Raw genomic sequence first — 25,595 nt, 5'->3', positions numbered from 1 at the left:
GCCATGGCGAACATCAAGAAGGGTGACCTGGTCCAGGTCATCACGGGTGCCAAGCAGGAGCGCGGCGGTGACCGTGGCAAGCAGGGCAAGGTCATCGAGGTCCTCAAGGACAAGAACCGTGTCGTCGTCGAGGGCGTGAACTTCGTCACGAAGCACGTCCGCGTCGGCCAGACGCAGCGCGGCTCGAAGACCGGCGGCATCGAGCAGCACGAGGCTCCGATCCACGTGTCGAACGTCGCCATCGTCGACCCGAAGACCAAGAAGCCGACCCGCGTCGGTTTCCGCAACGAAGAGGTGGAGAAGGACGGCGTCAAGAAGACCGTCCGCGTCCGCTACGCCAAGAAGTCGGGTGAGAAGCTCTGATGACCGACACGACTGCCGCGCCGGCGACCAAGGTCGAGCCGCGCCTCAAGCAGAAGTACAAGAACGAGATCAAGGCTGCCCTCACCGAGCAGTTCGGGTACGCGAACGTCAACCAGGTCCCCGGCCTGGTCAAGGTCGTCGTGAACACCGGCGTCGGCGAGGCCGCTCGCGACTCGAAGATCATCGAGGGGGCCATCAAGGACCTCACGGCGATCACGGGTCAGAAGCCCCAGGTCACGAAGGCCCGCAAGTCCATCGCGCAGTTCAAGCTGCGTGAGGGCCAGGCCATCGGCGCGCACGTCACCCTCCGCGGTGACCGCGCGTGGGAGTTCATCGACCGTCTCGTCACCCTCGCACTGCCCCGCATCCGCGACTTCCGCGGCCTCAGCGACAAGCAGTTCGACGGCAACGGCAACTACACGTTCGGTCTCACGGAGCAGTCCGTGTTCCACGAGATCGACCAGGACCGCATCGACCGCGTGCGTGGCTTCGACATCACCGTCGTGACCACCGCGAAGTCGGACGACGAGGGCCGCGCGCTGCTCCGCCAGCTCGGGTTCCCGTTCCGTTCTGCCGAGCAGACGGTCTAAGATACTTCGGGCGGTGCGGGCCGGAGGATTCACGTCCTCCGGCCCGCACGCACGAACACACCGATCCAGGGGAATCGCCCCGGGATCACCCGATCGCTCAGGTCGGCATTCGTGGAACGGGTGTCGAAACCAGGCGAAGAATGGACGACCATCATGACGATGACCGATCCGGTCGCAGACATGCTGACCAGATTGCGGAACGCGAACTCGGCGCACCACGACGCCGTCTCGCTTCCCAGCTCCAAGCTGAAGAAGAACATCGCTGAGATCCTCAAGCGCGAGGGCTACATCAGCGAGTGGAAGATCGAGGACGCCCGCGTCGGCGAGACCCTCACGATCGACCTGAAGTACGGCCCCGAGCGCGAGCGCTCGATCGCCGGCATCAAGCGCGTCTCGAAGCCCGGTCTCCGGGTGTACGCGAAGTCGACGGAGATCCCCCAGGTCCTCGGTGGCCTCGGCGTGGCGATCCTCTCGACCTCGTCGGGACTGCTCACCGACCGCGAAGCCGAGCAGAAGGGCGTGGGTGGGGAAGTCCTCGCCTACGTGTGGTGATCGACAATGTCTCGAATCGGACGTCTTCCCATTGACATCCCCGCTGGCGTGACCGTCTCCATCGACGGCCAGAACGTCGCGGTCAAGGGCCCGAAGGGCGAGCTCGCGCTCGTCGTCGCGGAGCCCATCCAGGCCAAGGTCGAGGAGAACCAGGTCCTCGTCACCCGTCCGGACGACGAGCGCAGCTCGCGTGCGCTGCACGGCCTGACCCGTACCCTCATCGCGAACAACATCGTCGGTGTCACCCAGGGCTACTCCAAGGGCCTCGAGGTCGTCGGCACCGGTTACCGCGTGCAGGCGAAGGGCAACAACGTCGAGTTCGCGCTCGGCTACTCCCACCCGATCACGGTCGAGCCGCCCGCGGGCATCAGCTTCGCCGTCGAGGGCAACAACAAGCTGACCGTCAACGGCATCGACAAGCAGTCCGTCGGCGAGGTCGCTGCAAACATCCGCAAGCTGCGCAAGCCCGAGCCCTACAAGGGCAAGGGTGTTCGCTACGCCGGCGAGATCGTGCGCCGCAAGGCCGGAAAGTCAGGTAAGTGATCATGGGTCTCCTCAAGACACGAGGCAAGAGCAAGTCGGCCGCCAAGGCGCGCCGTCACAACCGTCTCCGCAAGAAGATCACCGGCACCGAGGCCCGTCCGCGTCTCGCTGTCACCCGTTCGGCGCGTCACGTGTTCGTCCAGGTCATCGACGACGCCAAGGGCCACACGCTGGCCAGCGCGTCGACGATGGAGGCCGACCTCCGTACGTTCGACGGCGACAAGACGGCCAAGGCCCGTCGCGTCGGCGAACTCCTCGCCGAGCGCGCGAAGGCCGCTGGCGTCGAGGCCGTGGTCTTCGACCGCGGTGGTAGCAAGTACGCCGGTCGCGTCGCCGCGATCGCCGATGGTGCCCGTGAAGGAGGGCTGAACCTGTGAGCGACATCGCGAACACGAACGAAGACGCCAACGTCGAGTCGACCGAGGTCGAGTCGACCGAGGCCGTCGAGTCCACCGCGACCGCCGAGGCCGACACGAGCGCCAAGGCCCCCGCGGCCAAGGAGCCCGAGGTTCCGGTCGTCGAGCGTCCCGTCGAGACCGCAGCGGGTTCGGCATCGAACAACCGCGACTCCGCCGACAACCGTGGCCGCCGTGGTGGCGGGCGCGACCGTCAGCAGGGTGGCGGCCGTGGCAACGACCGCAACGGGCGGGGTGGCGACAGCCAGTTCCTCGAGCGCGTCGTGACCATCAACCGCGTCTCCAAGGTCGTCAAGGGTGGTCGTCGCTTCAGCTTCACCGCGCTCGTCGTCGTCGGTGACGGCAACGGTCTCGTGGGCGTCGGCTACGGCAAGGCCCGCGAGGTCCCGACCGCCATCTCGAAGGGTGTCGAGGAAGCGAAGAAGAACTTCTTCCGCGTCCCGCGCGTCGGCAACACCATCCCGCACCCCGTGCAGGGTGAGGCCGCTGCCGGTGTCGTGCTCCTCCGTCCGGCCGCTGCCGGTACCGGTGTCATCGCCGGTGGTCCGGTCCGCGCCGTCCTCGAGTGCGCCGGCATCCACGACGTCCTGAGCAAGTCGCTCGGCTCGTCGAACACCATCAACATCGTGCACGCGACCGTCGAGGCGCTGCAGCAGCTCGAGGAGCCCCGCGCGGTCGCAAGCCGCCGCGGTCTCCCCGTCGACCGGGTCGTCCCGGACCGTCTGCTCCAGGCCGAGGCCGCTGCTCTGCGTGCCGCGTCCGAGAAGGCAGGTGCGTGATGGCGATGCTGAAGATCACGCAGACGAAGTCCGTTATCAGCGAGAAGCAGTACCAGCGCGACACGCTCCGCAGCCTGGGTCTCAAGCGCATCGGCCGTACGGTCCTGCGTGAGGACAACGCCCAGAACCGCGGGTACGTCGCGACGGTCGCGCACCTCGTGAAGGTCGAGGAGGTCGACGCATGAGCGACGAGAAGAACGAGCGCGTGCAGGTCCTGAAGCTGCACCACCTTCGTCCCGCCGAGGGTGCCAAGAAGGCTCGCACCCGCGTCGGCCGCGGTGAGGGCTCCAAGGGCAAGACCGCCGGCCGTGGTACCAAGGGCCAGAAGGCTCGTTACCAGGTCAAGGTCGGGTTCGAGGGTGGGCAGATGCCGCTGCACATGCGCACCCCGAAGCTCCGCGGGTTCAAGAACCCGTTCCGCGTCGAGTACCAGGTCGTGAACCTGGACAAGATCGCGGAGCTCTACCCCAACGGTGGCGACGTCACCGTCGCGGACCTGGTCGCCAAGGGCGCCGTCCGCAAGAACGAGAAGGTCAAGGTTCTCGGTCAGGGTGACATCAGCGTGAAGCTCACGGTCTCGGTCGACAAGGTCTCGGCGTCCGCCGCCGAGAAGATCGCGGCTGCTGGCGGCACCGTCTCCCAGTAACCCCGTCGGCGGCCCGTGCGTTTGCGCACGGGCCGCCGTTACGGTTTCCTTGACAGTGGTCGGCGTCCGCCGACCAGGTCGGTCCTGCCGACCACACCGGTGACGGTCCCTCGAGGGCCGCCGGTCCCAGAAGTTCGGAGTCCTCGTGTTCAGAGCGGTCGCGCGCATCATGCGCACCCCCGATCTTCGCAAGAAGATCGGCTTCACCCTCGCGATCATCGCGCTGTTCCGCCTGGGGTCGTACATCCCCGCGCCGTTCGTCGACTACGCCTCCGTGCAGACCTGTCTCGCCAGCGCTTCGTCGCAGCAGGGTCTCTACGACCTGATCAACCTGTTCTCGGGTGGCGCGCTGCTGAAGCTCTCGGTCTTCGCGCTCGGGATCATGCCGTACATCACGTCGTCGATCATCGTGCAGCTCCTGCGCGTGGTCATCCCGCACTTCGACGCCCTCTACAAGGAGGGGCAGACCGGTCAGGCCAAGCTGACGCAGTACACGCGCTACCTCACCATCGCGCTGGGCGTGCTGCAGTCCACCACCCTGATCACGGTCGCCCGCTCCGGTGCCCTCTTCGGCACGAACGCGTCGTCCTCCTGCTCGTCGATCATCTCGAACGACAGCTGGTACGCGATCATGCTCATGGTCGTCACGCTGACCGCCGGTACCGGCCTCATCATGTGGATGGGCGAGCTCGTCACCGAGCGCGGCATCGGCAACGGCATGTCGCTCCTGATCTTCACGTCGATCGCGGCGCAGTTCCCGTCGGCGCTCTGGGCCATCGAGCAGTCGAACGGCTTCGAGGTCTTCCTGTTCGTCATCCTCGTCGGGCTGGTCATCATGATGGCCGTCGTGTTCGTCGAGCAGTCCCAGCGACGCATCCCCGTCCAGTACGCCAAGCGCATGGTCGGTCGTCGCACGTACGGCGGCAACAACACGTACATCCCGATCAAGGTCAACATGGCCGGTGTCGTGCCCGTCATCTTCGCCTCGTCGCTGCTCTACCTGCCGGCCCTGGTCGCGCAGTTCAACCAGCCGTCGGACGGCAAGGAGCCGGCCGCCTGGGTGACGTGGATCCAGAACAACCTGACCTCGGGTGACAACTGGTTCTACATGGCCCTGTACTTCCTGCTCATCGTCGGGTTCACGTACTTCTACGTCGCGATCACCTTCAACCCCGAAGAGGTCGCCGACAACATGAAGAAGTACGGCGGCTTCATCCCGGGCATCCGGGCCGGTCGACCCACGGCCGAGTACCTCGACTACGTTCTCACCCGGGTGACGTTGCCCGGCTCCCTGTACCTCGGTCTCATCGCACTGATCCCGCTGGGCGCACTGGCGTTCTTCGGTGCGAACCAGAACTTCCCGTTCGGCGGCGCGAGCATCCTCATCATCGTGGGTGTCGGCCTCGAGACCGTGAAGCAGATCGACTCGCAGCTGCAGCAGCGTCACTACGAAGGGCTTCTCCGTTGAGCGCACGTCTCATCATCGTCGGACCTCCCGGAGCCGGGAAGGGCACCCAGGCCGGTCGCATCGCCGAGGCGTTCGGGATCCCCGCCGTCTCGACGGGTGACATCTTCCGCAAGAACGTGGCAGAGGGCACCCCGCTCGGTGTGCAGGCCAAGGCGATCATGGACGCGGGCGACTACGTCCCGGACTCCCTGACGAACGAGCTCGTCAAGTCGCGCCTGAACGAGGCCGACGCCGAGGGCGGGTTCCTCCTCGACGGCTACCCCCGCACGGTCGGGCAGGTCGAGTACCTCGACGCGCTGCTCGCCGAGCAGGGCACGGGCATCGACGCCGTCATCCAGCTCGTCGCCGACCAGGACGAGCTCGTCGGCCGGCTGCTGAAGCGTGCGGAGGAACAGGGCCGCAGCGACGACAACGAAGAGACGATCCGTCGTCGCCAGCAGGTGTACACGGAGCAGACCGCCCCGATCGTCGCCGCGTACGGCGAGCGTGGCCTCGTGGTCGACGTCGACGGCCTCGGTGGCATCGACGAGGTCGGGGACCGGATCCAGGCGGCGCTGTCGTCGCGTGGGCTGACCGCGGGCGTCTGACCCCGCGTGGTCCGGTTCCGCAAGCCCTCGATCTACAAGACCCCCGACGAGCTCCGCGCCATGGTGCGCCCGGGGCTGCTGACCGAGGCCGCCCTGACGGCGGTCCGCGACGCGGTCCGTCCGGGCACCACGACGGGTGAGCTCGACGCGATCGCCGAGGCGGTCATCCGTGACGGCGGGGGCATCCCCAACTTCCAGCTGGTGCCGGGCTACCGGCACACGCTCTGCGTGTCGGTGAACGACGAGATCGTGCACGGCATCCCCGGCGACCGGGTGCTGCAGCCCGGCGACATCGTGTCCGTGGACGCGGGTGCCGAGGTCGACGGGTGGAACGGGGACAGCGCGTTCACCGTGGTCGTGCCAGGTGGCGACGCCGGGGTCACAGCGGCTCGGCAGACGCTCTGCGACACGACCGAGCGTGCGCTCTGGCACGGCATCGCCGCGTTGGCGCACGCCAGGAACCTGCACGAGGTCGGCGCCGTCATCGAGGACGCCATCGACGAGACGGGCGCCTGGGGCATCGTCGAGGACTACACCGGTCACGGCATCGGCCGGTCCATGCACGAGGACCCGCCGGTCTTCAACTACCGCGTCCGTGGTGCGGGTCCGGCGATCCGTCCGGGGCTCGTGGTCGCGATCGAGCCGATGGTCACCGCGGGCACCATCGACAGCTCTACGGACGACGACGACTGGACCGTCCGCACGCTCGACGGTTCGGACGCCGCGCACTGGGAGCACAGCATCGCGGTCCACGCGGACGGCATCTGGGTCCTGACCGCCGCCGACGGCGGCGCTGCCGGCCTGGCCCCGCTGGGTGTGACGCCGGTCCCGATCCCGTAGGTCGCGCCTCCAGGCGGGTGCGGCGTTCGCGCCTGCCGGCCTGGAGGCACGGTGCGACCCCGCCACGCGCCTCCCGTCCGCCGTCTGCGCACGTCCACGACGTCTGCTCGCCGTGGACCGCGAGCACCTGTCGTCGGCGTGCGCACCCGCGCGCAGCGCGCGCGAGCCGGCTCAGTTGTTGCCGACGGAGCAGGTCTCCTCGGAGGCGCTCTGCCCGGTGATCGACGAGGGCAGCGGCGTCGACGAGGCGGTCGCCGTGCTCGTGGCCGCCCCCGTGCTCGTGCCCGACGAGGACCCGCTCGACCCGGTCGAGGTGCCCGTCGACGGGGCCGTGGTCGCCGTGCCGCTCGCGGTGCCGGACTCCTCGGACGCCCGGCCCGTGCTGGAGTCGGTCAACGAGGTCTTCTGGTCGTTCTGCAGCGCCACGTTGAGGGTGTGCGCCGCGTCCTGGTCGACGATGACGCGCGCACTGTCGGCGGGGTCGTCCGCGACGGGGTACTGCACGAAGAGCATGTTCGCGGTGCTCATGCCGCGGAGTGCGCCGGCGAGTCCGACGAGGGTGCGTGCCTGCGCGAGGCCGTCCGACAGGGTCATGTTCGACAGCGCGGCACCGGCGAGCTTGTAGAGGGTGATCGGGTTCGACAGGGTGCCGTCCGAGGTCACCTTCCGCAGGAGCGCCGACAGGAACACCTGCTGGGAGCTGATGCGGGCGAGGTCGCTGCCGTCGCCGACGCCGTGCCGGGTGCGGAGGAACGCGAGTGCGTCCGATCCCTCGAGGTTGTGGGACCCCGCGGTGAGGTGCAGGCCTGTGTACGTGTCGTTGATCGGTTCTGCCACGCAGACGTCGACGCCGCCGAGCGCGTTCGACATCTCGATGACGCCGTCGAAGGTGATGAGGCCGGCGTAGGGGATGCTCAGCCCGGTGAGGTTCTCGACGGTGTCGACCACGCACGAGACGCCGCCGTTCCCGAGTGCCGTGTTGAACTGCGCGGAGGTCGCGGCCGGGTACGTCGTCCCGGTCTCGGGGTTCGTGCACGCCGGGATCGGCACCATCAGGTCGCGCGGGAAGCTGATCGCCGTGAGCTGCTGGTGGTCCTGGGAGATGTGGATGAGCATCGTGACGTCGTTGCGGGCGCCCTCGACGTCGTCGGCCGAGTCGAACTGCCCCACCCGGGTGTCGCTGCCGATGAGCAGGATGTTCGCGCCGCCCTTGATGGCCGTGATGTCGGCGGTCTGCGCGGTGCTCTGGTCGTCGGTGCTGAGCTTGACGGTCGACGGTGCACTGGCGAGCTGTGCGCCCGCGATGGCGGCGACGCTCGTGCCGCTCACCAGGACGACCGCGAGGGCCGAGGCGACGATCGAGGCGAGCGTCGTCCACCCGCGGCGGCGGGGGAGCCGTCCGTGGCGGGCGAGCGGGCGTCGAGTGGCGTCGGGCACGTGGTCTCCGTTCGGTGGTCCGGCGCGATCGGGCGGCGCGGACGAGGCTGCGCAGGTCACGCTAGGGTCCGGTGACATGCGGCGGCCCGGAGGCTGCCGACAAACCACTGTGGAACGCTCAGGCACGTCTGTGAAGCCCCAGACGTGGGGACTTCGCGGCCTCCACTTGGCAATCCTGGGTTTACCACATAAGATCGATCTTTGGTGTGCCATGCCTTCTTGGCGTGGCGCCCGACCCGCAGACCGGCTCGGGGATCACACCGGTAATCCAACCAAGCGACAGTGAGGCTATGGCCAAGAAAGACGGCGTCATCGAGATCGAGGGCTCGGTGCTCGAAGCTCTGCCCAACGCGATGTTCCGCGTTGAGCTGACCAACGGACACAAGGTCCTCGCGCACATCTCCGGGAAGATGCGCCAGCACTACATCCGGATCCTCCCCGAGGACCGCGTGATCGTGGAGCTGAGCCCGTACGACCTGACCCGCGGCCGGATCGTCTACCGCTACAAGTGATCCGCGAGCTGGAAAGGAACGGCTCGGCAACCCTGCCGGGCACGAAGCCAGCGAGCACGAGGAAACAACAATGAAGGTCAACCCCAGCGTCAAGCCCATCTGCGAGCACTGCCGTGTCATTCGCCGCAAGGGCCGCGTCATGGTGATCTGCAAGAGCAACCCGCGTCACAAGCAGCGCCAGGGCTAGTCCCGGCTGCCTGATGCGGATCGCCCTCGGGCGGCCTGCGCAGGAACCACAACTCAACATCGAACGCAGTACCAAGAACCGCGCGAGCGGGGACACCTCGGGTCGGAGGCCCGAGCACCGGTACTGCTCCACACCTCCATCGACAACAGGAGCAGCCATCACATGGCACGTCTAGCAGGCGTCGACATCCCGCGCGAGAAGCGCGTGGAGATCGCACTCACGTACATCTACGGCGTCGGCCGTACCCGCGCGGTCCAGGCACTCGCCGAGACCGGTATCTCCGGTGACATCCGCGTCAAGGACCTGACCGACGACCAGCTCGTCGCCCTCCGTGACTTCATCGAGGGCAACTTCAAGGTGGAGGGTGACCTCCGCCGTGAGGTCGCAGCCGACATCCGCCGCAAGGTCGAGATCGGTAGCTACGAGGGTCTTCGCCACCGTCGTGGTCTCCCGGTGCGCGGTCAGCGCACCAAGACCAACGCGCGTACCCGCAAGGGACCGAAGCGCACCGTGGCAGGCAAGAAGAAGGCTCGATAGGAGACCCCGATGGCTACCCCCAAGACTGCCGCGCGCAAGCCGCGCCGCAAGGAGAAGAAGAACGTCGCCGTGGGCCAGGCCCACATCAAGAGCACGTTCAACAACACGATCGTCAGCATCACCGACCCGTCGGGTGCCGTCCTCAGCTGGGCGTCCTCGGGTGCCGTGGGCTTCAAGGGTTCGCGCAAGTCGACGCCGTTCGCGGCGCAGCTCGCCGCCGAGTCCGCTGCGCGTCAGGCGCAGGAGCACGGCGTCAAGAAGGTCGACGTCTTCGTGAAGGGTCCGGGCTCGGGCCGCGAGACCGCGATCCGCTCCCTCCAGGCCGCTGGCCTCGAGGTCGGCTCGATCAACGACGTCACGCCGCAGGCGCACAACGGGTGCCGCCCGCCCAAGCGCCGTCGCGTCTGACGCGAGGAGCAACCGGCCGCGCCCTGCTCGTCCCCTGACGGGGTCGGGCAGGGCCTGCGGCCATTCCTGGTCGTTCGATCGCGCAGGTCATGCCGTCCTGGCAAGCGCGTGCGCGTGATCACAACTCAACAGACCCGTCGGGGCCCGGCCGGCCCCGTCGTACCGCCGAGTGTCATATAGCGGACACTCCGCCGAAAGGAATCCCACAGTGCTCATTGCACAGCGCCCCACCCTGACCGAGGAATCGATCTCCGAGTTCCGCTCGCGCTTCGTCATCGAGCCGCTCGAGCCGGGCTTCGGTTACACCCTCGGCAACTCGCTGCGCCGCACGCTCCTCTCCTCGATCCCCGGCGCGGCTGTCACCAGCATCCGCATCGACGGCGTCCTCCACGAGTTCAGCACCGTTCCCGGTGTCAAGGAAGACGTCACCGAGATCATCCTCAACATCAAGAGCCTGGTCGTCTCCAGCGAGCACGACGAGCCCATCACGGCGTACCTGCGCAAGCAGGGTGCCGGTCAGGTCACCGCCGCGGACATCTCCGCGCCGGCCGGCGTCGAGATCCACAACCCGGACCTCGTCATCGCGACCCTGAACGACACCGCGCGCTTCGAGCTCGAGCTGACGATCGAGCGTGGCCGTGGCTACGTGTCGGCGACGCAGAACCGTTCGGAGTTCAGCGAGGCCGGTCAGATCCCGATCGACTCGATCTACTCGCCGGTCCTGAAGGTCACCTACCGCGTCGAGGCGACGCGTGCCGGTGAGCGCACGGACTTCGACCGCCTGGTCGTCGACGTCGAGTCGAAGCCGGCCATCACGCCGCGCGACGCCATCGCGTCGGCCGGTCGGACGCTCGTCGAGCTGTTCGGGCTCGCCCGTGAGCTCAACACGGCGGCCGAGGGCATCGAGATCGGCCCCGCGCCGGTCGACGCCGTGCTCTCGAACGAGCTGCAGACCCCGATCGAGGACCTCGACCTGTCGGTCCGCAGCTACAACTGCCTCAAGCGGGAGGGCATCAACACGGTGTCCGAGCTCGTCGCCCTGTCGGAGACGCAGCTCATGAACATCCGCAACTTCGGTCAGAAGTCGGTGGACGAGGTCAAGGACAAGCTCACCGAGCTCGGCCTGTCCCTCAAGGACACCGTCCCCGGATTCGACGGCGCCCACTTCTACAGCGGGTACGACGAGGACGAGTCCAACAACTGACCTCGCGCTCACGCGCACGCGCGCCGCTGACGCAGCGCGCAACACTTTCACCACTGGAGAACTGACATGCCGAAGCCCACCAAGGGCCCCCGCCTCGGTGGCGGCCCCGCCCACGAGCGCCTGCTCCTGAGCAACCTCGCCAACGCCCTCTTCACGCACGGTCGCATCACGACCACCGAGACGAAGGCCAAGCGCCTCCGTCCCGTCGCCGAGCGTCTCATCACGTTCGCGAAGCGTGGCGACCTGCACGCGCGTCGTCGCGTGATCAGCATCCTGCGCGACAAGTCCGTCGTGCACACGCTGTTCACCGAGATCGCTCCGCAGGTCGAGGAGCGTCCGGGTGGCTACACCCGCATCACGAAGCTCGGTTTCCGCAAGGGCGACAACGCTCCCCTCGCGTCGATCGAGCTCGTCCTCGAGCCGCTCTCGAGCACGCCGGCCCCCGTCTCGCGCAAGTCGGCTCCGGCCGCCGCCGCGCCGGTCGAGGAGCCCGCAGCCGACGAGACCGCTGACGAGACGAGCACCGAGGAGGCCCCGGTCGAGGAGACCGAGACCACCGAGGAGTCCGCTCCCGTCGCCGAGGAGGCCGACACCGAGGCTGCGGCCGAGGTCGAGGAAGACGCCGCCGAGAAGTCGGACGACGCCAAGTAACCTCAGCACCATCACCAGGAAGCCCCCGCAACGTGCGTTGCGGGGGCTTCCTCGTGTCCTGGGGGCGACCGGAAGGCGGCCTGGAAACGCGGTGCGGGCCCGCCACGCGCCTCCAGGCCGACGGCGGCGCAGGCCGCAGAACGCGGCTCGGCCCCGTCTCCCAACCAGGACCGGCGTAGCGTGACCGGCCGACACGACGAGAGGAAGCAATGCCGTTCGAGCACGTGGCGGGGTTGGGTACCCGCCTCTGGCGGTGGAGCCGCACCTCCGGCACGCAGCCGCGTCTGCTGCACGCGGCCAAGGCCGCAGCCGCCGCGGTGATCGCGTGGTTCATCGCACGGCACGTCCCCGGCGTCGCGGCGGAGTACCCGTACTACGCCCCGCTGGGCGCCGTCGTGGCGATGCAGACGACGGTCTTCGCGGGCATCCGGAGCGGGGTGCAGACGCTGGTCGGGATCGCGCTCGGCATCGTCATCGCCGGGTTCACGATGTGGGTCGGCGACCCGGGGTTCCTCGCCGTCGCGCTGGCCGTGGGCATCGGGGTGCTCGTCGGCGGGTTCCGGGTGCTCGGGGAGGGCAGCTCGTGGGTGTCCACCGCGGCGCTGTTCGTCCTGCTCGTCGGAGGAGCACACGCCGAGGGGTACTCGCTCGGGTACCTCGTGCAGATGGCCGTCGGCGTCGTGGTCGGCCTCCTCGTGAACTTCCTCGTGTTCCCGCCGCTGCACTTCTGGGACGCCGAGCACCGCATCGACGCGGTCAACGGGGTCCTCGCCGACCACCTCGACGGACTCGCCGGGGTGCTCGAGGACGGGACGCGCGACGAGAAGGCGTGGGACCGGCAGCAGGACCGGCTCGATCGGGCGATCGCCGACGTGCGGTCCCGGGTGTCGATCGCGCACGAGAGTCGACGGCTGAATCCGCGTGGGGCCCTCCGCGGATCGCGCGCCCGGCTCGCGAAGGACGGTGCGCGCTTCCGTGCCCTGGAGCGGGTGGCCTGGTACACGACGGACCTCACCGAGCTCGTGGCCCGGTCCGGACCGGTGTCCGAGGGCCTCGGGCGTCCGGACCCGGCGTTCGCGGAGCCGCTGTCGAAGGCGATGCGGCAGCTGGCGTGCATGATCCGGGGCGAGTGCCCTGAGGAAGCGGGTGACGACGCGATCGCCGAGGTCGAACGAGCGCTCGACGCGTCGCGGGAGAACCCGTCGCACGTCGCGGTCACCTCGGCCGCGCTCGTCGCGCTCCGGGGGATCGTCGAGTCCGAGCGGCGTGCCACCGCGGACCTGGACACGCGGACGGGGCCGTCGGCGTTCGGGGCGCCACGCGGCTGACCCTCGACTTCATAACACCGCGGTTATAGAGTTGCGGTGTGCACGCCTTCGACGTCCTCGGTGACCCCGTCCGACGCCGGCTCACGGAACTCCTCGCCGAGGGGGACCGGACGGCCGGTGCGCTGACCGACGTCATCGGGGCGGAGTTCGGCATCTCCCAGCCCGCGGTCTCCCGGCACCTGCGCGTCCTGCGCGACGCCGGGTTCGCCACGGCGGCACCACGGGGGACCGCACGCGTCTACCGACTGGAACCCCGCGCCGTCGAGGAACTCGACCACGCCGTCGAACGGTACCGCGCCCTCTGGCGGCAGCGGCTCGACGCCCTCACGACCGAGATCACCCGGGGTCGTCGTGCTCCGGGCACACCGACCGACGTCCACCCCGAGGAGCACTGACATGCGCACCACCGACGGCACCGTCGAGGCCTCGCCCTCCGGCGGGTACCTCATCCGCTTCGCCCAGACCTACCCGACGACCGCCGAGGACCTCTGGGACGCCGTCACCGACCCCGAACGGCTCTCGCGCTGGATGGCCCCGTACGAAGGGGAGTTCCGGGTCGGCGGCCGTTGGCTCGCGCGGTACGACGACGGCACGGTCTTCACCGAGGGGACGGTCACGGCGTGCGAGGCCCCGCGCACGTTCACGACCACCTGGCACGCCAGCGAGGAGCAGGAGACGACGATCACCGTCACGGTCGAGCCCGTGGCGGACGGCGCGGCACTCCGACTCGAGCACGACGGCGTCGGCGGGCGGGACTACGCGCCGGGGTGGCACACGTACCTCGAGCTCCTCGAACTCGACCTCGCAGGGGACCTCGGCGGCATCGCGGCGTTCGACTGGGACGCGCGGTACGCCGAGCTGCGGGCGCGCTACCGCGGCGAGTGACCGCGGCGGGCGATCAGGAGCCGAACGAGGACGCGACCCACCGCGCGATGGCGCCGCTCGCGTCCGGGGCGGCTCGGCGGAACAGCACGTAGTGGGTCCAGTCGCCGTCCTGCACGACGTCCACCGTGCAGGCGTCGTCGTCGCAGGTGCGCCAGGCGGCATCCCGCGCACCGAGCCCGTCGACGTCCAGGCGCTCGGCGCGCGCCACGGTGCCGGCCGCGAGCCGTCGCTGGACGATCCACCCGGCGTCGGGGACCTGCGCGAAGAGTGCGTCCGCGGTCGGGTACGACCCGGCGGTGCCGATGAAGACGCACGAGGCGCCGCCCACGCGGTTCCGGGCGAAGTCGTCGGCCTCGGGGGCGGTGCTGCTGTTGACGAACGGTCCGACCGCGAGTTCGGTGGCGGTGACGGCGTTCACGTTCCCCGCGTCACACGTCGTGATGGAGCCGTCGTCCGTCGAGGTCTCGTCGGACGCCGTGCCGAGCGGCGATCCCGAGACCTGTCGGACCACTGCGGACAGGAGCGCGTCGAACGCCGGCTGCGCCTGTTCGGCGGTGGCATCGGCGTCGTCCTGCAGCCGAGTCGAGGCGAGGTGCACCCAGGCGCTGCCCGCGAGCACGTCGGCCGTGCAGTACACCCGCGCGGAGTCGCTCGCCCCGCAGGCGGTCGGTGTCCCGCCGCCGTTGTACTCGGTGTGCTCGGCGAGGGCGGCTCGGGCGTCCGGCAGCACGCTGAGACGAACGCCCTCGAACAGGGCCTCCCCGGTGCGCCCCGGCACGTGGTCGTCGAGCGGTGCGACGCCGTTCGACCGGTCGCAGACGATCCCGCCGGCACCGGGGACGAACGCTTCGGACCCGGCGATGTGCGCCGAGTCGGTCAGGGTGTCCACGGCGCGCAGCCCGGGCACGAGGGCCGCGACGAGGTCGTCCGGCAACGCCGTCGAGCAGGCGAGGCGCCCGGTCGTGTCCGGGGTGGGACCGAAGTCCACCGTCGTCGCGGCGTCGGTCGGAGCCGGCGTGCCGGTCGGTGCAGTCGAGGCGCTGACCTCGGCGGTCGGAGTGCTCGGCACCGAGCAGCCGGTGATGACGATGATCGACGCGAGGGCGACGGCAGCCCCCACGACCCCCCGGGTGAACGTGTGCATCCCCACAGGCTAGGTGGCGGGTGCGCTCCGCGGCGCTCGGGAGCCATCACGATCCGACAACGCTCGACCTAGACTCGGGACGTGCCCGTCCTGACTCGTGTCGCCGTCCTCGGAGCGGTCGAGGTCGAGGACCAGCAGGGGCGTCCGAGCGCCGTGCCGGGAGCCCTCGCACGCTCGTTCCTCGTCGCGCTGGTGCTCGCGCGTGGACACGCCGTGACGACCGAGGCGCTCATCGACGAGCTCTGGGGGGACGACCAGCCACGCGGTGCGCGTGCGGCGCTGCAGACCCTCGTCTCCCGGCTCCGGCGCAGCACCGCCGACGGCGTCGTCGTCTCGACCAGCACCGGGTACGCACTCGGGGTCGACCCGGGCTCGGTCGACCTCACGGCGGCCGAGCACGCGGCGTCCAGCGACGACGTCGCGACGGTCCGGGCAGCGCTCGACGCGTGGCGGGGCGACCCCGGAGCGGACGTCGACGGGGACCTCGGTGCGGCGCTCGCCGACCGCGCCGTCGCTGCTCGCCGCGCGCTCCGACGCCGGCTCGGCGAACTCCTCCTCGACCGCGGGGACGCGGGCGAAGCGGTTGCGCTGTGGCTCGCCGAGTCCGAGGCGAACCCGTTCGACGAGGTCGCGGTCGCCGGGTGCATGCGCGCCCTCGTCGCGGCTGGTCGCACCGCCGAGGCGCTCGCCGCGTTCGCGACGCACCGGGACCGCCTCGCCGACGAACTCGGTGCGGATCCCTCGGCCGACCTGGTGCGGCTGAACGCCGAACTGCTCCGCCGGTCCGCCGCCGACTCCGGTCGCGCTCGCCGGGTGGGGCTGCGGGCCGCGCCGAACACGCTGGTCGGACGACAGGAGGACCTCGCCGCCGTGACGGACCTCCTGTCCCGCAACCGGCTGGTCACGATCCTCGGTGCGGGTGGGCTGGGCAAGACCCGCCTCGCGCAGGCGGTCGCCGCCGAGGTGCCGCCGACCACCGGCGTCGTGGTGTTCGAGCTCGCGCCGATCGCCACCGCCGAGGACGTCGTCCCCGCGCTCGGCGCCCTGCTCGGGGTGGCCGAGTTCCGCTCGGCCCGGGCATTGCGGGACGTCGTCGTCGCCGACCTGCGGGTGCGTGTCGGCCGGGCGCTCGGGGAGGCCCCGACGGTCCTGGTCCTCGACAACTGCGAGCACCTCGTCGGCGACGTCGCCGGCTTCGCCGCGGACCTGCTCGCGAGCATCCCGGACCTCCGGATCCTCACGACCTCGCGCGCCCCGCTCGCGATCGCCGGCGAGGTCGTGGCGCCCCTCGCGCCCCTGCCGGTCGAGGCCGACGGCGCCGCGGTCCGACTCTTCACTGAGCGCGCCCGGGCCGCCAGACCCGGTGCCGTGCTGCCCGTCGACACCGTCCGCCGCATCTGCACGCGGCTGGACGGGTCGCCCCTCGCGATCGAGCTGGCCGCCGCGCGGATCCGGGGGATGAGCATCGACGAGATCGAGCGCCGGCTCGACGACCGGTTCGCCCTGCTCCGGGGCGGCGACCGGAGCGCACCGGAACGGCACCGCACGCTCCAGGCGGTCATCGAGTGGAGCTGGCGCCTGCTCGACGCCGGTGCGCAGGACCTCCTGACGCGTCTGGCGCTGTTCCCGGACGGCCTGGCGGTCGACGCCGTCGAGTCCGTGGCAGCTCAGGACCGACGCGACGATGCGCTCGACGACCTCGCCGAACTCGTCGAGCAGTCGCTCGTGCAGCTCGTCGAGGTCGAGGGGGAGCCGGTCCGCTACCGCCTGCTCGAGACCGTCCGCGAGTTCGGCGCCGCACGGCTCGACGAGCGCGGCGCGACCGAGGCCGTGCGCACGGCGATGATCCGCTGGGGGCGGGACTTCGCCGCAGCCCGGAACCTCTTCACGCTCACCGGCCCGGAGCAGCTCGGTCGCTTCCGCGAGGTCCAGCGGGAGGCCGACAACCTCGTGACCCTGCTCCGCTGGAGCCTCCGCGCCGACGACGCCTCGGCGACCGCGCACGTGTTCGCCGCGCTCGGCGCCTACTGGACGCTCCGGGGCGCGCACGGCGAGGTCACGGCGATCGCGTCGGACGTGGTCGCGGTGCTGCGCTCGGCGCCGCCCGCTGCCGAGGACGTCGCCGCGGTGCACGTCGGACTCGTCGTCGCCGGGGCGTCCTCGGTGTTCGACGACCGCCGGACCGCCGCGTGGGCGATCTCCACGCTCCGACGGCTCCGTCGCGCCGGGACGACGGGCTTCCCGGTGCTCGACGCGCAGGCCGCCCTGCTCCTGACCCTCGGGCGCCCGGCAGCGGGCACCGCACTGCTCGAGCGGCTCCGCGACGACCCCGACGAGGGCGTGGCCGGCACCGCCAACATGCTGAGCGCGCCCTTCGCCGAGAACGACGGCGAGTTCGAGGCCGCGCTCCGGTACGCCACCCGGGCGCAGACGCTCGCGGAGCGCACCGCCGACGCGTGGACGATCGGCACCGTCGCCGTCACCATGACCCAGCTCCTCGCCCAGACGGGCCGGTACGCGGACGCCCTCGCGAACGCGGGGAGCGCGCGGGAACAGCTCGAGCGCTTCGGCGCCGAGGACGACCTGTACGAGATCGGCTGGACCGTCGGACTGTGCTCGGCCGCCACCGGAGCCGTGGACACCGCCCGGTCGATCGCCGCCGAGCTGCAGCACCGACCGGTCGCGGGGCGTGGCGGCTTCGACGGCGACCGCTCCCAGATCGGGGTGCTCGCGGTCGCGATCGGGGCGGAGTGCCTCCGGTTCGAGGGCGACCTCGACGGCGCCGCTGCGCAGTACACGGCCGCGTGGGACTGGGTCCTGCCGCACCGGAAGGCGACGCCGCACTGGACCGTGATGGCGGGCGCGGCACGGATCGCGGCGGTCGACGAGGCGGCGCTGCGCGCGGCCGACGGAGCCGCACCGTGCCTCCAGGCCGACGAACGCGCGGTCGCTCGCCGCATCCGGAACGCCGCGCTCGTGATGATCCGCGTGCACCCGTGGTGGCTCGACCTGCCCGTGCTCGGCACGACGCTCGCGGGACTCGCCGTGGCGGCGGCGCGCAGCGGCCGCCCGGCAGCGGCTGCTCGGTGCTGGGGTACCGCGATGCGCTTCGGCACCCGGCAGGACTTCGCGGTGCTGGCCCACGCACGGCTCCGGCCGCTCCTCGTCGACGCGGTCGGCGAGGGGCCGGTCGCGGACGCCGAGACGGCCTCGGCCGGATGGGACCGGACCGAGGCCGTCGCGCAGGCGAGGCTGCTGCTCGAGGAGCTCCGCTACGCCTTCCGCATGTAGGCGCGGACCGTCAGCGGAGCGAAGACCGCGACGACCACGGCGGCACCGAGCAGGCTGATCCAGAGGTCGCCGGTGACGGCGCCGTGGTTGATCAGCTCACGGACGGCGGTGATGAGGTGGGAGATCGGGTTGACCTCGGTGAACCAGCGCAGCCAGCCGGGCAGGGTGTCGGTCGGGACGAACGCGTTCGACAGGAACGTCAGCGGGAACAGCACCAGGTTCGCGATGCCCGAGACGCTCGACGCGGTGCGGGCGATCACGCCGAAGTAGGCGAAGATCCAGCTGATCGACCAGGCGACCACGATCACGAGCACGCCGGCCAGCACGACCGCCGCCGCACCGCCCTCGGGACGGAGACCCATGATGATGCCGACCGTGAACGTGATGGCGGTGGCGATCGCGTAGCGGACGGTGTCGGCGAGCAGCGCACCGGCGAGCGGGGCGATGCGGGCGATCGGGAGCGACTTGAAGCGGTCGAACACGCCCTTGTCCATGTCCTCGCGGAGCTGGACGCCGGTCACGATCGACGACGTGATGTTCGTCTGGACGAGGATGCCGGGGATGATCACGGGCAGGTAGCTGCCGATGTCGCCGGCGATCGCGCCGCCGAAGATGTACGTGAACATCACGGTGAAGACGATCGGCATGAGCGTCACGTCGAACAGCTGCTCCGGCGTGCGTCGGACCTTCACCAGGCCGCGGTACGCCATCGTGAAGGACTGCCGGATCGTGGCGCCGAGTCCCGTCGCTCCGATCCCCGGGCGGGGCGTGACGCGAGGGCTGGTGGTGGGTGCGATGGTGGTCATGCGAGGCTCGATTCGAGGTCGGCGTCGGCGGAGGCGTCGGTGGTGGCCGGCGCACCCGTGATGGTCAGGAAGACCTCGTCGAGCGTCGGCTTCTGCACGCTCATCTCGGCGAGGGAGATGCCGGCCTCGCGGAACGACACGAGCAGGTCGGTCACGCGGTCCGGGTCGGACATCGGCGCGGTGAGGCGCGAGCCCTCGGGGCTCGCCACCGCGTCGACACCAAGGGTGTTCCGGACGATCGCGCGCGCGGCGTCGAGCCGGAGGGCGTCGGTCAACCGGAGCTGGAGCGAGCTCGAGCCGATGGAGGCCTTCAGCTCGTCACCCGTGCCCTCGGCGACCACGCGGCCGTGGTCGATCACGGCGATGCGGTCGGCGAGCTGGTCTGCCTCGTCGAGGTACTGCGTCGTCAGCAGGACCGTCGAACCGGTCGCGACGAGCTCCCGGATCGTGTCCCACATCTGCGCACGGGTGCGGGGGTCGAGGCCCGTCGTCGGCTCGTCGAGGAAGATGAGCGGCGGCTGCGCGATGAGGCTCGCAGCCAGGTCGAGCCGCCGGCGCATGCCGCCGGAGAAGTTCTTCAGAGGGCGGGTCGCGGCCTCGGTCAGGCCGAAGCGCTCGAGGAGCTCGACCGACTTCCGCTTCGACTCGGCACGGCTGAGCCCGAGCAGCCGCGAGAAGATGACGAGGTTCTCGGTCGCGCTGAGCGTCTCGTCGACGCTCGCGTACTGACCGGTGACGCCGATCAGGGAGCGGACGAGCTGTGCCTCGCGCCGGACGTCGTGGCCGAAGACGCGGGCCTCGCCGGCGTCCGCCTTGAGCAGGGTCGCGAGCATCGAGATGGTGGTGGTCTTGCCGGCGCCGTTGGGGCCGAGCACGCCGTAGACCGTGCCGGCCTCCACGCGGAGGTCGACACCGTCCACTGCGCGGTTCGTCCCGAAGGTCTTCACGAGGCCGGTGGCCTCGACCGCGAGCGGTGTGGTGGTCATTCGCGCAGGTCCTTTCGTGGTGACTCGACGTGGTTCGTCGATGTCGAGGACGATGGTGCCGCGGGCCGCTCACGCGGCACTGACGTTGCGCTGACGTCGTCGGCCGGGGCGCGTGAGAGCGCTCGGACCGGCGGCGCAGGCTGGGTCGGGCCCGGCGGTGCTGACCGGGTCGGCACGACCGGAGTGCGCTCGCGCCACGGAATCGCGTGGTGCTGGGCGGGTTCGGTTGTGCGGACGTGCGGCGGCCGACGGACTGGAGGCGCGGCGCACCGCCGGTACGGTGGTCGCGTGGACGAGACGGCTGGCTCCCAGAGCGGTGCTGCAGTTGGTGACACCCGCTTGCGGCTGGACATCGCGTACGACGGCGCCGCGTTCTCCGGGTGGGCGCGGCAACCTGGACTCCGCACCGTCCAGGGTGCGCTCGAGTCGGCGCTCGCCACCGTCTTCACCCGCTGGGGCGAACCCCCGCTGCTCACCGTCGCCGGCCGCACCGACGCCGGGGTGCACGCCACCGGACAGGTCGCCCACGTCGACCTGTCCCCGTCGCAGTGGGAGGCCCTCGGCGCCAAGCGCTCGCCGCTCGAGTCCCTCGTGAAACGCCTCAACGGCATCGCCGCACCGGAGGGGGACGTCGTCGTCACCCGGGCCTCGGTCGCACCGGACGGGTTCGACGCCCGGTTCTCCCCGCTCTGGCGGCGCTACTCGTACCGGATCGCGGACGCCGACGCCCCGCGCGATCCACGTCGACGGGGGCACACCGTGTGGCACCCGACGCGACTGGACCCGGCGGCGATGGAGCGCGGGGCGCTGCGGTTGCTGGGGCTGCACGACTTCGCGACCTTCTGCAAGCCGCGCGAGGGCGCGACCACGATCCGGACGCTGCAGGAGTTCCGCTGGGACCGCGAGCCGGACGGCGTGCTGGTGGCGCGCCTCCAGGCAGACGCCTTCTGCCACTCCATGGTGCGCGCGATGGTGGGGGCGACCATCGCCGTCGGCGAGGGACGGTTCGGAGCCGACCGGCTCGAGGAGCTGCGTGTCGCCGAGACCCGGACCAGCGAGTTCAAGGTCGCGCCCGCGAAGGGCCTGACGCTGACCGAGGTCGGGTACCCGGCGGACGAGGAGCTCGCCGCCCGGGCGACGCAGACGCGTGCGCGACGCGGAGCGTCCGACGGCGACGGTAGCGTCGGGGGATGACCTCCCGCGAACCCCGCTCCGTCGTGTCCGTCGCACCCGGGGTGGTGTTCGTCGAGGGACCCGTCTCGAACTGGGCCGTCCTGGCCGAGGAGGACGGCGTCGCCCTGATCGACGCCGGCTACCCGGCCGACACCGACCTCGTGCTCGACACCGTGCGGTACGCGGGACACGACCTCGACGACCTGCGCCGCGTGTACGTCACGCACGGGCACGTCGACCACGTCGGCGGGATCCCCGGCATCCTGGCGCGGTACCCCCACGTCGAGGTGCTCGCGCACGCCGACGAGCTCGACAACGTCCGGGGGCCGTCACGGCAGCAGGTGACGCCGGCGGAGATCGGCGGGCGGCTGGCATCTCCGCGGGTGCTGCGGTGGTTGACGCGGGCGATCCGGTCCGACGCCCTCCGTCCCACCGCGGTGCCGTCCGCTCGAGCGTTCACCGCGGCGGACTTCGACGGGAGGGCCGTCACGCCGTTCCCCGCCGACGGGCACACCGCCGGGTCGACCGCGTACCTGCTGCCCGCCGCCAACGCGATCGTGACCGGGGACGCGGTCGTGAGCCACCACGACACACAGCCCGCGTCGTGGTCGCCGCGGCCGCGGATGATCACGCCGTTCTTCACCGCCGACCAGGACCGCGCGCTGGAGTCCGCGCATGCCCTGCCGATCCCGGAGATCCTGCTCCCGGGGCACGGGCCGGCGGTGCACCGGGTCGGGTCGGCCTGGCTGCCGATCGGTTCCTGACGGCCTCGGAACGGCCCGAGTCTCGTCCCGCCGCCGAGCGTGACGGCGCCCGGCCGCCGCCCCCGAGCGGGGGTGGAACGGATCGTTCACCAGCCGGAAACCTGAGGGCCCCTGCAGGTCGGTAGCGTGCGAGCATGCACAGATCCGTCGGGCGCACTCTGCTGTGCGCCACCGCTGCCGCCGCGCTCGTCGCCGCACCACTCGTCTCCGTCTCCACTGCCAGCGCGAACCCCGCCGGCACCGGCCTCGTCATCGAGGAGGCCTACCTCAAGGGCGGCAGTGCGAACCAGCCGTTCACGAACAAGTTCGTCGAACTCGGCAACCCCACCGACACCGCCGTCAGCGTCGACGGCTGGTCGGTGCAGTACCGCGCCGCCACGAGCTCCGGTGCCCCCGCGGTGGGCAGGCTCAGCGGCTCCGTCCCCGCGCACGGCACCTACCTCGTGCAGATGGGGTCGAACGGCGCGAACGGTCAGGCGCTCCCTGAGCCCGACGCCGTCACCGGCCTGAACCCCTCCGGCTCGACGGGCACCCTCGTGCTCGCCGACCAGGCGACCGCGCTGTCGCTGCCCGCCGGCGCGGTCACCACGGGCACACCGGGTGTCGTCGACCTGCTCGGGTACGGCACCTCGAACACGTTCGAGACCGCGGTCGCCACGGCAGGCACCGCGAACTCGGTCCCGGACGCGCTGACCCGCCAGGGCACGACCGACACCGACTCGAACGCCGCGGACTTCACGGTCACGTCGTCGGTCACGCCGGAGAACGCGGCGGGCGAGACCACGCAGCCGACCGACCCCACTGACCCGACCGACCCCACCGATCCGGCCGACCCCGGGACACCGGCCGAGCAGGTCACCATCGCGCAGCTGCAGGGCACCGGCGACGCCTCCCCGTACGTCGGCAAGACCGTCCGCACCGACGGCGTCGTCACGGCGGTCTACGCCACGGGCGGCTTCAACGGCTACACGGTCCAGACCGCCGGCACCGGCGGGGCGCTCGACCTGGCGGAGCACACCGCCTCGGACGCCGTGTTCGTCTACTCGGCAGCCACCGCGGCGAGCGTCGAGGTCGGCGACGCGGTCCGGCTCACCGGCACCGTGTCCGAGTTCAACGGCCTCACCGAGCTGACGGTCCCGTCGGCCGCGGGCCTGGAGCAGCTGCCGAAGGACGGCGTCGTGCAGCCGGTCCCGGCCACGATCACCCTCCCGCGGACGGACGCGCAGCGCGAGTCGCTCGAGAGCATGCTCGTCGCCCCGCAGGGCGACTACACGGTCGCCGACAACTACACGACGAACCAGTACGGCGAGGTCGTGCTGGCGAGCGGGAAGCAGCGCCTCCTCCAGCCCACCGAGGTCGCCCGGCCGGGCAGCGCCGAAGCGGCCGCGGTGACCGCCGACAACGCGGCGCGCACGGTCACGCTCGACGACGGTGCGAGCACGAACTTCCTCAGTGCCGCGAACCAGTCGATCCCGGTGTCCTGGCTCACCCAGGGGCCGGTGACCGTCGGTGCCGCCGCGACGTTCCGCAAGCCGGTCGTCCTCGACTACCGCAACGACGCGTGGAAGTTCCAGCCCACCGCGCCGATCACCGGTGCGACCCCGGCGGCGGACCTGCCGACGGCGTTCTCGAACGTGCGGACCACCGCGCCGGAGAACGTCGGCGGCGACGTCCGGCTCGCCGGGTTCAACGTCCTGAACTACTTCCCGACGACCGGCGACCAGCTCACCGGCTGCACGTACTACACGGACCGTGACGGCGACCCCGTGACGGTGCGCGGTGGCTGCGACGCCCGCGGTGCGGCGAACGCGGACGACCTCGCCCGGCAGCAGGTGAAGATCGTCAAGGCGATCAACGGCCTCGGGGCCGACGTCGTCTCCCTCGAGGAGATCGAGAACTCCGCACGCTTCGGCAAGGACCGCGACGCAGCCGTCGCCACCCTCGTCGCCGCGCTCAACACGGCCACCGGCAAGGACACCTGGGCGTACGCGAAGTCCCCGGCGAAGACCCCGGCGAGCGAGGACGTCATCCGCCTGGCGCTCATCTACAAGAAGGACCGCGTGCAGCCCGTCGGCGGCTCGACGATCCTCGACTCCACCGCGTTCGCCAACGCCCGACAGCCGCTCGCCCAGGCGTTCGCGCCCGCGGCGCAGAAGCCGGGCAAGGGGTCGCAGAAGCCGAGCGCGAAGGACACCTTCCTCGTCATCGCGAACCACTTCAAGTCGAAGGGGTCGGGCGAGGGCGCTGACGCGGACCAGGGCGACGGGCAGGGCGCGTCGAACGCCTCCCGCGTCGCGCAGGCGAAGGCGCTCGTGTCCTTCTCGACCGCTCAGCAGCGGCAGGCCGGCACCGACAAGGTGTTCATGCTCGGCGACTTCAACGCCTACAGCCAGGAGGACCCGGTGAAGGTCCTCGACGACGCCGGCTACACCGACCTCGGCCCGACGAAGGACGCCACCGAGTGGTCCTACGTGTTCGACGGGCTGAGCGGCTCGCTCGACCACGTGTTCGCCTCGAAGGCCGCACTCCGGACCGTCACCGGCGTGGACATCTGGAACATCAACTCGGTCGAGTCGGTCGGCCTGGAGTACAGCCGGTACGACTACAACGTCACGGACCTGTACCGCGACGACGTGTACCGCGCGAGCGACCACGACCCGATCCTGGTCGGCATCGACCTGCCCGGCGTCGGCGACCCGGGACAGGGGAACCCGGGCCACGGCGGTCCCGGGCACGGCGGTCACCCGGTGGCGGACGCGCTCGCGGCGCTCGCCGCGTTGATCGCGTGGTTGCGGAGCCTGTTCGGCTGACGGACGTCATCGTGACGGACTGGAGGCGCGGTGCCAGCCGGCACCGCGCCTCCAGTCCGTCCTGTCGTGCGTTCGACAACGCGAGCCGCGTCGGGTAGGCTCTCACCTTGGTCTGCGCGCTCTGTGCGCCGGACAGTCAGATGAGCCCTCCACCGGGCCGTTCACACGGGTTCTCCTGCGTGAACACCCACCGGAGCGGGATTCACGGACTCCTCACCTCGACACGAAAGCAGCACCACTGTGACTCGTACGTTCTCCCCGAAGCCGGCAGACGTCCAGCACGACTGGATCGTCATCGACGCGACCGACGTCGTCCTCGGCCGCCTCGCCACCCACGCCGCGGCGCTCCTGCGCGGCAAGCACAAGGCCACCTTCGCCCAGCACATGGACATGGGTGACTACGTCATCATCGTGAACGCCGACAAGGTCGCCCTGACCGGTTCGAAGCTCGCGAAGAAGGTCTACTACCGCCACTCCGGCTACCCGGGCGGCCTCACGGCGACCTCCTACCCGGAGATGCTCGAGAAGCACCCGACCCGCGCCGTCGAGAAGGCGATCCGCGGCATGCTCCCGAAGAACACCCTCGGTCGCGAGCAGCTCAAGAAGCTGAAGGTCTACGCCGGCGCGGAGCACCCGCACTCGGCGCAGCAGCCCAAGGCGTACACCTTCGACCAGGTCGCACAGTAGT

The 25,595-nt window shown here is 70.7% G+C and carries 29 protein-coding genes; 25 read left to right on the top strand and 4 right to left on the bottom strand.

The features are described from left to right. The first annotated feature begins 3 nt into the window (after positions 1 to 3). The 11 genes from rplX to map all read left to right on the top strand — a co-directional run bounded on the left by rplX (position 4) and on the right by map (position 6,784). Entirely contained in the window at positions 4 to 363 is a 360-nt protein-coding gene (rplX, locus tag CRP27_RS14010; RefSeq protein WP_022906349.1) for a 50S ribosomal protein L24, read from the top strand. Next, positions 363 to 953 (top strand): 50S ribosomal protein L5, encoded by a 591-nt coding sequence (gene rplE, locus CRP27_RS14005; RefSeq protein WP_022906350.1) that lies wholly within the window; start codon positions 363 to 365, stop codon positions 951 to 953. Before rplX ends, rplE begins: the two co-directional genes overlap by 1 nt. A 153-nt stretch (positions 954 to 1,106) precedes the next feature. After that, a complete protein-coding gene (gene rpsH / locus CRP27_RS14000; RefSeq protein ID WP_022906351.1) occupies positions 1,107 to 1,505 on the top strand; it encodes a 30S ribosomal protein S8 in 399 nt (132 codons plus the stop codon). 6 nt (positions 1,506 to 1,511) lie between these two features. Next, a complete protein-coding gene (gene rplF / locus CRP27_RS13995; RefSeq protein WP_031261772.1) occupies positions 1,512 to 2,048 on the top strand; it encodes a 50S ribosomal protein L6 in 537 nt (178 codons plus the stop codon). A gap of 2 nt (positions 2,049 to 2,050) precedes the next feature. Beyond that, positions 2,051 to 2,425 carry a 50S ribosomal protein L18 gene (gene rplR / locus CRP27_RS13990; RefSeq protein ID WP_031261773.1) on the top strand — a complete coding sequence of 125 codons (375 nt, stop codon included), beginning with the start codon at positions 2,051 to 2,053 and terminating at the stop codon, positions 2,423 to 2,425. Next, positions 2,422 to 3,243, top strand: coding sequence for a 30S ribosomal protein S5 (gene rpsE / locus CRP27_RS13985; RefSeq protein ID WP_097181255.1), 822 nt, complete (start codon positions 2,422 to 2,424; stop codon positions 3,241 to 3,243). The genes rplR and rpsE overlap by 4 nt, the downstream gene beginning before the upstream one ends. Beyond that, positions 3,243 to 3,428 carry a 50S ribosomal protein L30 gene (gene rpmD, locus CRP27_RS13980; RefSeq protein ID WP_022906355.1) on the top strand — a complete coding sequence of 62 codons (186 nt, stop codon included), beginning with the start codon at positions 3,243 to 3,245 and terminating at the stop codon, positions 3,426 to 3,428. Before rpsE ends, rpmD begins: the two co-directional genes overlap by 1 nt. Beyond that, on the top strand, positions 3,425 to 3,889 hold the full coding sequence (rplO, locus tag CRP27_RS13975; RefSeq protein WP_022906356.1) for a 50S ribosomal protein L15: 465 nt from the start codon (positions 3,425 to 3,427) through the stop codon (positions 3,887 to 3,889). Before rpmD ends, rplO begins: the two co-directional genes overlap by 4 nt. Before the next feature lie 145 nt (positions 3,890 to 4,034). Continuing rightward, entirely contained in the window at positions 4,035 to 5,357 is a 1,323-nt protein-coding gene (gene secY / locus CRP27_RS13970; RefSeq protein WP_079237374.1) for a preprotein translocase subunit SecY, read from the top strand. Then, positions 5,354 to 5,944: an adenylate kinase gene (locus tag CRP27_RS13965; protein ID WP_097181254.1), complete on the top strand. Its 591-nt coding sequence runs from the start codon at positions 5,354 to 5,356 to the stop codon at positions 5,942 to 5,944. Before secY ends, CRP27_RS13965 begins: the two co-directional genes overlap by 4 nt. A 6-nt stretch (positions 5,945 to 5,950) precedes the next feature. After that, the gene (map, locus tag CRP27_RS13960) at positions 5,951 to 6,784 is read left to right on the top strand and encodes a type I methionyl aminopeptidase (protein ID WP_097181253.1); all 834 of its coding nucleotides are present in this window, start codon (positions 5,951 to 5,953) and stop codon (positions 6,782 to 6,784) included. A gap of 171 nt (positions 6,785 to 6,955) precedes the next feature. On the opposite strand, the gene CRP27_RS13955 is transcribed toward map, so the two are convergent. Further along, on the bottom strand, positions 6,956 to 8,221 hold the full coding sequence (locus CRP27_RS13955; RefSeq protein ID WP_176505611.1) for an LCP family protein: 1,266 nt from the start codon (positions 8,219 to 8,221) through the stop codon (positions 6,956 to 6,958). A gap of 290 nt (positions 8,222 to 8,511) precedes the next feature. Here CRP27_RS13955 and infA point away from each other — a divergent pair, with 290 nt between their 5' ends. The 9 genes from infA to CRP27_RS13910 all read left to right on the top strand — a co-directional run bounded on the left by infA (position 8,512) and on the right by CRP27_RS13910 (position 13,933). Beyond that, a complete protein-coding gene (gene infA / locus CRP27_RS13950; protein ID WP_017885509.1) occupies positions 8,512 to 8,733 on the top strand; it encodes a translation initiation factor IF-1 in 222 nt (73 codons plus the stop codon). A 70-nt stretch (positions 8,734 to 8,803) separates the two neighbouring features. After that, the gene (gene rpmJ, locus CRP27_RS13945) at positions 8,804 to 8,920 is read left to right on the top strand and encodes a 50S ribosomal protein L36 (RefSeq protein ID WP_022903266.1); all 117 of its coding nucleotides are present in this window, start codon (positions 8,804 to 8,806) and stop codon (positions 8,918 to 8,920) included. 162 nt (positions 8,921 to 9,082) lie between these two features. Then, the gene (gene rpsM / locus CRP27_RS13940) at positions 9,083 to 9,457 is read left to right on the top strand and encodes a 30S ribosomal protein S13 (RefSeq protein ID WP_058728274.1); all 375 of its coding nucleotides are present in this window, start codon (positions 9,083 to 9,085) and stop codon (positions 9,455 to 9,457) included. A gap of 9 nt (positions 9,458 to 9,466) precedes the next feature. Next, a complete protein-coding gene (gene rpsK / locus CRP27_RS13935; protein WP_017885507.1) occupies positions 9,467 to 9,865 on the top strand; it encodes a 30S ribosomal protein S11 in 399 nt (132 codons plus the stop codon). A gap of 208 nt (positions 9,866 to 10,073) precedes the next feature. Next, positions 10,074 to 11,069, top strand: coding sequence for a DNA-directed RNA polymerase subunit alpha (locus tag CRP27_RS13930; protein ID WP_079237370.1), 996 nt, complete (start codon positions 10,074 to 10,076; stop codon positions 11,067 to 11,069). A gap of 66 nt (positions 11,070 to 11,135) precedes the next feature. Continuing rightward, on the top strand, positions 11,136 to 11,720 hold the full coding sequence (gene rplQ, locus CRP27_RS13925) for a 50S ribosomal protein L17 (protein ID WP_097181251.1): 585 nt from the start codon (positions 11,136 to 11,138) through the stop codon (positions 11,718 to 11,720). Positions 11,721 to 11,929: 209 nt separating this feature from the next. After that, entirely contained in the window at positions 11,930 to 13,048 is a 1,119-nt protein-coding gene (locus CRP27_RS13920; protein WP_097181250.1) for an aromatic acid exporter family protein, read from the top strand. Between the two features lie 38 nt (positions 13,049 to 13,086). Then, on the top strand, positions 13,087 to 13,443 hold the full coding sequence (locus tag CRP27_RS13915; protein ID WP_097181249.1) for a helix-turn-helix transcriptional regulator: 357 nt from the start codon (positions 13,087 to 13,089) through the stop codon (positions 13,441 to 13,443). A 1-nt stretch (position 13,444) separates the two neighbouring features. Then, positions 13,445 to 13,933, top strand: coding sequence for an SRPBCC family protein (locus CRP27_RS13910; protein WP_097181248.1), 489 nt, complete (start codon positions 13,445 to 13,447; stop codon positions 13,931 to 13,933). A gap of 13 nt (positions 13,934 to 13,946) precedes the next feature. Here the strand turns inward: CRP27_RS13910 and CRP27_RS13905 are convergent, their stop codons facing one another. Continuing rightward, positions 13,947 to 15,077 (bottom strand): hypothetical protein, encoded by a 1,131-nt coding sequence (locus tag CRP27_RS13905; RefSeq protein WP_141399773.1) that lies wholly within the window; start codon positions 15,075 to 15,077, stop codon positions 13,947 to 13,949. Positions 15,078 to 15,158: 81 nt separating this feature from the next. Here CRP27_RS13905 and CRP27_RS13900 point away from each other — a divergent pair, with 81 nt between their 5' ends. Further along, on the top strand, positions 15,159 to 18,368 hold the full coding sequence (locus CRP27_RS13900) for a BTAD domain-containing putative transcriptional regulator (RefSeq protein WP_097181246.1): 3,210 nt from the start codon (positions 15,159 to 15,161) through the stop codon (positions 18,366 to 18,368). On the opposite strand, the gene CRP27_RS13895 is transcribed toward CRP27_RS13900, so the two are convergent. Continuing rightward, positions 18,350 to 19,174, bottom strand: a complete 825-nt coding sequence (locus CRP27_RS13895) for an ABC transporter permease (RefSeq protein ID WP_097181245.1) — start codon at positions 19,172 to 19,174, stop codon at positions 18,350 to 18,352. The genes CRP27_RS13900 and CRP27_RS13895 overlap by 19 nt on opposite strands. Beyond that, a complete protein-coding gene (locus CRP27_RS13890) occupies positions 19,171 to 20,160 on the bottom strand; it encodes an ATP-binding cassette domain-containing protein (protein WP_097181244.1) in 990 nt (329 codons plus the stop codon). The genes CRP27_RS13895 and CRP27_RS13890 overlap by 4 nt, the downstream gene beginning before the upstream one ends. A gap of 288 nt (positions 20,161 to 20,448) precedes the next feature. Between CRP27_RS13890 and truA the strand changes: the two genes are divergently transcribed. From truA to rplM, 4 genes are all read left to right on the top strand, one after another. Continuing rightward, positions 20,449 to 21,354, top strand: a complete 906-nt coding sequence (gene truA, locus CRP27_RS13885; RefSeq protein ID WP_097181243.1) for a tRNA pseudouridine(38-40) synthase TruA — start codon at positions 20,449 to 20,451, stop codon at positions 21,352 to 21,354. Next, positions 21,351 to 22,097 carry an MBL fold metallo-hydrolase gene (locus tag CRP27_RS13880; RefSeq protein ID WP_097181242.1) on the top strand — a complete coding sequence of 249 codons (747 nt, stop codon included), beginning with the start codon at positions 21,351 to 21,353 and terminating at the stop codon, positions 22,095 to 22,097. Before truA ends, CRP27_RS13880 begins: the two co-directional genes overlap by 4 nt. Before the next feature lie 134 nt (positions 22,098 to 22,231). After that, positions 22,232 to 24,907, top strand: a complete 2,676-nt coding sequence (locus CRP27_RS13875) for an ExeM/NucH family extracellular endonuclease (RefSeq protein WP_097181241.1) — start codon at positions 22,232 to 22,234, stop codon at positions 24,905 to 24,907. 240 nt (positions 24,908 to 25,147) lie between these two features. Next, complete coding sequence (gene rplM, locus CRP27_RS13870; RefSeq protein WP_022906970.1) at positions 25,148 to 25,594, top strand: 50S ribosomal protein L13; 447 nt, start codon at positions 25,148 to 25,150, stop codon at positions 25,592 to 25,594. Position 25,595 lies beyond the last annotated feature (1 nt).

Origin of the sequence: Curtobacterium sp. 314Chir4.1 (assembly GCF_900215175.1) — a bacterium.
Classification (GTDB): domain Bacteria; phylum Actinomycetota; class Actinomycetes; order Actinomycetales; family Microbacteriaceae; genus Curtobacterium; species Curtobacterium pusillum_A.
This window is presented reverse-complemented; position numbering and strand designations above follow the sequence as displayed.